Source organism: Flectobacillus sp. (assembly GCF_049240685.1).
GTDB lineage: Bacteria > Bacteroidota > Bacteroidia > Cytophagales > Spirosomataceae > Flectobacillus.
This window is the reverse complement of record NZ_JBMLSD010000178.1, coordinates 1-6,230: the sequence shown is the minus strand read 5'-3', so window position 1 is coordinate 6,230 and position 6,230 is coordinate 1. Positions and strand designations below refer to the sequence as shown.

The following is a 6,230-nucleotide window of genomic DNA, read 5'->3' as shown; positions in this document are numbered from 1 at the left end:
GTTTTGCCGAATGCCCAAAGCTGAAAGCCGTAAGCTCAAAAATTAAATTTTATTTTGCGTACTAACTTACTAGCTTTATCAAAATTTATATTCACCATTCACCATTAATACTTATTACACCAATCAAACTTTTCTTGAATAATTCGATCTTTTTCTTGATTGATAAATTCTAAGAATGCTTTGGCTACTGGAGAAAAGTTTTTTCCTTTCATCCAAATCAAGTGCCATATACTTTGAATAGGAAAACCTTTTACTGGAATAATTTGAACATCACCCATCGATAGCTCATGTTTTAGACCAATCAAGGGCATCACAGAATATCCTAAGCCTGCCAAAACTGCCTGTTTTACGGCCTCGTTGGATGTCAATTCCATTTTTCGATGAATAGGCAACATATTGGCTTGTACAAACTTCTCCATCACATGCCTAGTTCCAGAGCCTGGTTCGCGATAAATGAGTGGTATGGTTTCTAAGACAGAGGTATCATAGAGTTTTTTCTGAAAAGATTGAAGAGAATTCCCTACCAAAAACAATTTATTGGGCATCAGCTCCACTTTTTCAATTTGTAGATGGTCTGGTAGTATCGATACCAAAGAAAAATCTACCTCGTTTTGCTCAAGACTTTCGATAACCTTTGCTTTGTTGGTTACATCTAGTTTTAGTTCGATGCCATCATGCTGATTCATGAAGTCACTCAGAAAATAAGGAACTACATATTTACCTGTAGAAACTACCGAAATTTTGAGTTGGCCAACCAACTGCCCTTTAAAAGCGGCCGTTTTGTGATTAATGGCATATACTTCTGATAAGATGCGCTCGGCGGCAATCGCTATTTCTTTTCCAAAATCTGTAATAAACAACTTACGTCCAACTACTTCGGTAAGAGGGATAGCAAACTGGTCTTGCAGGTTTTTTAGCTGTATAGAAACCGCAGGTTGGCTCAAGTGCAATTCTTCGGCGGCCTTTGTAACACTCTTAGTCCTACTAATTGTAAGGAATACCTGCAATTGATGTAATGTATAGTTCATATAGATAGTTGTAATGATTCAATGAAATGCTAAACAAGTAAGAATCTAATTTCTAAATTAGTAAAAGTAATAGTCAATAGAAAACCCTGATATTGGTTTTTGGAAGTAAGTTAATACGCAAAATTAGTTTTGAGCCTACGGCTTTCAGCTTTGGGCTTTCAGCTTTCAGCTTTGGGCATTCGGCAAAAACATATCATCTCATTTTACTAAAAAAACATTTCCAACTCTTTGCCTAGTGCCTTAGGCTTTGAGGTATTGGCATTCGGCTGTGAGCTTTGGGTAAAAGTAGGTTAGTGGTTATGATTTTTTTTACCACTCTTTACCTATTGCCTATTGCCTATCCCCTAATGCCTATTGCCTAAACACATCAATTACATGTCTTCATAAGATTCTTTTTTATTAAATCGATATTATTTTTCTTAACCTGATGCAGAGAAGCCAGATGCTCCCACAAATTCAAGGCAGATTTAGTCCTTTCTATAATTTCATCGATGTGCTTTAGAGGTAGCTTTGCTTCCTTTCCTAGTTGAATCAAATGCTTAGTAGTAGGATTTTTACCCTCACCCATCACCATCATGCTTTGCTCTCCGTTGGGGCCACTCGAAAAAGTCAAATCGTAGGCAGGTGCTAGTTTCCATTCGCCTTTACTATTCATGAGAAAACTGAAGTTTTTGGCATGGTCATCTCTATTATGAGCAAGGATATTAAAAACAGCAAGGCGATACATTTTTTCTACTTCACGGATATCTTTGGTTAAAGCTCCTGTCAAATTGAGTAAATCTTCGTAGTCTAATGAAGGTATCCTAAAGTCACTATGTAATAAACCACTCACGGTGTGCATGTGTAGTCGTTGATGCCCGTCGTAATCAAAACGTTTAACGGCAAAGTGACCAGCTCCTTTTTGGGATGAGAACAAATGCACTTCGGGCATAACAATACCTGCTTCTTTTGCCATGAGGGCATACACGTACTCAACTGCGCCAGCATCTTGTCCATCTTGTGAATTGGTAAACTTCACGAGCCATGGCTCAAAACCTTCCTCTATTTTGTGGGTACCGTGCACAATTTGCTGACGGTTTTGGCTTATACCAACAAGCGCTTTGGGACGAGCACCAGCCGAAGAGCCATTTAAAGTAAGTAGTTCTTTGATAACTTCGTCTGAACTACCTTGTAAAACTTCTTGTGACTGTATGGCTAGTTGGTCTAGGTCAATTACTTCCTGACTTTCGGTGAGGCTATGGTCTGGTTGATAGACAAGCGCTCCCATGCCCGACATCCCTACATGCGCAAGGCGGTCGAGTGGAGTAATCGTTGTTGGCAAAATTCCGTTTGCACGTAGAAGGCGGTCGAAGAGTAATCGTCCCCAGCCATCGGGTAAACTATCGTTGAATACCCCAGCCAAGCCTTCAAAAGGGCGTTGTGATAGTTCTGTAAGGCCTTTTTTTAGAGGTAATCGTATGGGTGATATTTGTAGCCCTGTTTTGATAAACTCATCATCGTATTCAAAATAGATGATATGGTCAGCTATCGCTAGCCTACCTACTTGTTGTATGGATGCCCCAAAGTCTAATCCTACCTTTATTTCTTTTACGGATTTAATCATTTTTTTCGTCCTCTTTTTCGAGAAATACTAGTAGTTGCTTTTAATACATCATCAATAGAGTTATAGATGGGCTTGGAAGGTTTAAGAATAGAAATGAGTTCTTCTATTTCTGCCACAACCATGACTATTTTTATAAAAGATTCGAGTGAGATTACACCCTTTTGTTCAAATTTTCTTAGTGTAGGAAGCGGAACCCCTGATCGTTCGGCCAGCCCTTCTTGGGTGAGCTCCATCGATAATCGTCGTTCACGGATATTTTCGGCAATTTTTTTTTGTGCTTTCGACGCAGATATAAGTGATAACATAATAGTACTTATTGAGAAAAAAATATTATACTAATACTATTGTATTACAAATATAAGATTTTCTAAGGATTATTGAATACACATATTGCTTTAATATGAAGAATAATTTTACGTGATAAAGCTCCTGAATGGGTATCTCTACAAATAGTATTTTTGTGCTCTTAGCTGCAGGTTTTATGCATTAAGCTGTAAGCTGTAAGCCGTAGGCATTATGCAAAAACCTATCTTATTTTACAAAAAAACAATTTAACACTCTTTGCTTGTTGCCTTGTGCCTTCAACACAAAAGATAAATCTAATTTTTAAGCAATAGGCTTTCAGCTTTGGGCATTCGGCAAAAACATAGCTCATTTTACTAAAAAACATTTAACACTCCTTGCCTGTAGCCTTGTGCCTTCAACACAAAAGATAAATCTAATTTTTAAGCAATAGGCTTTCAGCTTTGGGCATTCGGCAAAAACATAGCTCATTTTACTAAAAAACATTTAACACTCTTTGCCTTGCGCCTGTTGCCTAGTGCCTATTGCCTAAAACAAAAAACTTAAATCCAAATTTGTTCACTTACTTAATTTTACTTAAAAAAATAAACTTTAATAATTGGTACAAGTTTTTTTACAATACAAATCACCAATAAGCAAAGGTTTTTCTTTGGGTAGGCTTGTACCCGAAATTGACCGTTTTAAAAACGCCTTGCCTAGTGCCTATTGCTTAAAAAATTAGATTTATCTTTTGTTTGTGTTGAAGGCAAAAGGCACAAGGCAAAGAGTGGTAAATGTTTTTGCCTAATGCCTACAGCCTATTGCCTACAGCTTACATCCTCATGCCAAGCATCTAACTAACTTAACAAAATGAGACTTTAGCTTTCGCATTTGATGCTTTTCTGAAGAGTCTATTAAAAAGAAAGGATTGTCAAATAAGTCTATAATTTACTATCTTGACACAAGACAAATATATGACTATCTAATACATGCTTTTCTCTTTCAGTTTTTACAGCTCTTTTCTATTGATATTTTTTATACACTTGTTAGTGTATGCTGGACTATTTATGTTGAAATATATCAGAAGTTCTCAGAAAGCGAGTCTATGGATGAGCCTCTTTTTATTCTTGAGTGCTTTGTATATTACTCCGTGGATGGTAGGCTTTGCGGGATGGTATGATACACAGCCCTATCGGGATTTTTTGTTTTATTTTCCTTTTCAGCACTTATTATTATTAGGGCCTGTATTATTTTTTTATACCCAGAGTCTTTTAAATCCTTCCCTAAAAATGAGCTTTCGGCAAGGTATACATTTTGTTCCAGCGATAATTTACCTAATTTACTGTGTATGGATGGTGATATACGACAAAATGATAGCACATGACTATATCTATTTGGCAAGTGGCGAAGACCCAGATTTTGCGCCGTGGTATCAAATACTGGGATTTAGTAGTATGACGCTGTATTTGGTGGCTGGTTTTTTGTATGTCCGCAGGTATCAGCGTAGCGTAAGTCAAGTGCTAAGCAATATGGAGCTGTATTTATATCCGTGGCTTTCGAGGTTCTTTTTTGCTTGTATGGTGTTATTAAGTATCCGAGCCACGGTTGGGCTTATTGCATTTTTTTGGGATTTGAGTTATATCAATTCATGGTGGTATTTTTTGAGCTATGCAATTTGTTGCTATTACATTGCAATTTTTAGTTATAGTAATGCTGCGGAGAGTAAAACCCTTTTTCATACAGATGTATTATCTACTAATCAAACATTTTGGGCTAGTGCCAATACGCTAGACGAAGAATATATCGCGATTCCGATAGAGGCCTATGATACTTTGCAAGAACTCCCTTCTGAGCTAATACCCATCAAAACTTCCCTGATTGAGTATCTCGACTCTCGAAAAGTATTCTTAAATCCCGAGCTTACCTTGGTTGAGTTGGCCAAAGCATTACAAACTAATGCTTCGATTTTGAGTAAAGTAATTAATAAAGGTTTAGGTCAGAGTTTTAATGATTTAATTAATCAGTATCGAATCAACGAAGTAATAATAGCTTTGGAAAAAGGTATTCATAAAAATCAAACTTTACTGAGTATTGCTTTCGACTGTGGTTTTAATAGTAAAGCTACTTTCAATCGAGCCTTCAAAAAAGTCACTGGATTTTCGCCAATCGAATATTTAGCCAAAAACGCACTTTAAATTGGTTTCAAATCATAATTTGAAGCGCAATGGCCTCTGCTAGCGTCTACTTTTGCTCAAAAAAACTCTTATGCAAAAGCTATTCGATTTGTTATTTCGTCCGATTCTTATGCCACGTTGGTGGCAGGATTTATTTATCAGTATTCCTAGAATTATCTGCGGATATTGGCTTACGTCTGATTTTGGAGCCTCTAAGTTTGGACTACCTTGGTCGCCGTCCGAAGTCAATTTGGACTTGTTTGAGGTAGTGTATTGGTTTCCGAGTGACGTTGCAGCATACGGCGGGGTATTCAAAGTTTTTTCTGTTTTTTTGGCCTATATGGGAGCATTTAGTGAGGGCATAGGAGGAATCGCTTTTATTGTAGGTTTTCAAACACGCCTATTTTCTTTCTTGATGGCCTGTACAATGTTGGTCGCAGCTATATGTCAGCAATGGGATAATGGGCTATGGTCGATGATGCCTGCCTTAGGAATCCTTTGGGTAAGTATGTTTCACCTTATTCTTGGTAGTGGAAAATTTGGTATTGATTATCTAATTGCCAACAAGCAAGATATCCGAATAGGTGCTGCTACATTGGCTCCAATTATCTTGATTTTAGTAATGGCAGGCGTACAAGATACCAAACTACAAACCATTACAGTGCAAGTAACTTTACCGAAGAAAACCGCTGTTAAATCGATGGGGGTGAGAGGTGGCGACCAACCACTCAGCTGGGATACCGATTTGCCAATGAGGGAAGTAATAAAGGATTCCGTTTATACTACTCAGTTCCAAATCAATACAGGATTTAATTTTACCCGTATCAAATTTGCTCTTAATGGTGAAATAGAATTAAACGGTAAAGACAACAGAAAAATTAAATTAAGCGAAAATAGCACAAGTACGTCTTATAAAGCTGTTTATGACCAATAGAAACATGAGTTATCCCTAATTTAGCAATTGAGCGATTAGGTTAAAATTTATATTCCATCAGAGAGACGCAAGCATTGCGTCTCTCTGATTACTGGACAAATTTGAAGTTACTAGTTCAAGACTTAGTCTTGAACTCATTTTTTACACATTTTAAAAATGTTTTTTTTAAAATGTGTAAAAAAGTCGATACATCTGAATCAGACTTTCTC

Annotated in this window: 5 protein-coding genes; 2 read left to right on the top strand and 3 right to left on the bottom strand. The window is 37.0% G+C overall.

The annotated features are described in order from the left end of the window. Positions 1-104 precede the first annotated feature (104 nt). The 3 genes from ACOVQ4_RS08290 to ACOVQ4_RS08280 form a co-directional block, all read right to left on the bottom strand. Positions 105-1,028 (bottom strand): LysR family transcriptional regulator, encoded by a 924-nt coding sequence (locus ACOVQ4_RS08290; protein ID WP_421820184.1) that lies wholly within the window; start codon positions 1,026-1,028, stop codon positions 105-107. A gap of 367 nt (positions 1,029-1,395) precedes the next feature. Then, the gene (locus tag ACOVQ4_RS08285) at positions 1,396-2,631 is read right to left on the bottom strand and encodes a type II toxin-antitoxin system HipA family toxin (protein ID WP_421820183.1); all 1,236 of its coding nucleotides are present in this window, start codon (positions 2,629-2,631) and stop codon (positions 1,396-1,398) included. Then, complete coding sequence (locus tag ACOVQ4_RS08280; RefSeq protein ID WP_421820182.1) at positions 2,628-2,936, bottom strand: helix-turn-helix domain-containing protein; 309 nt, start codon at positions 2,934-2,936, stop codon at positions 2,628-2,630. Before ACOVQ4_RS08280 ends, ACOVQ4_RS08285 begins: the two co-directional genes overlap by 4 nt. Before the next feature lie 1,044 nt (positions 2,937-3,980). Between ACOVQ4_RS08280 and ACOVQ4_RS08275 the strand changes: the two genes are divergently transcribed. Further along, a complete protein-coding gene (locus ACOVQ4_RS08275) occupies positions 3,981-5,108 on the top strand; it encodes a helix-turn-helix domain-containing protein (protein WP_421820181.1) in 1,128 nt (375 codons plus the stop codon). Between the two features lie 70 nt (positions 5,109-5,178). Next, the gene (locus tag ACOVQ4_RS08270) at positions 5,179-6,021 is read left to right on the top strand and encodes a DoxX family protein (RefSeq protein WP_421820180.1); all 843 of its coding nucleotides are present in this window, start codon (positions 5,179-5,181) and stop codon (positions 6,019-6,021) included. The last annotated feature ends 209 nt before the right edge of the window (positions 6,022-6,230 follow it).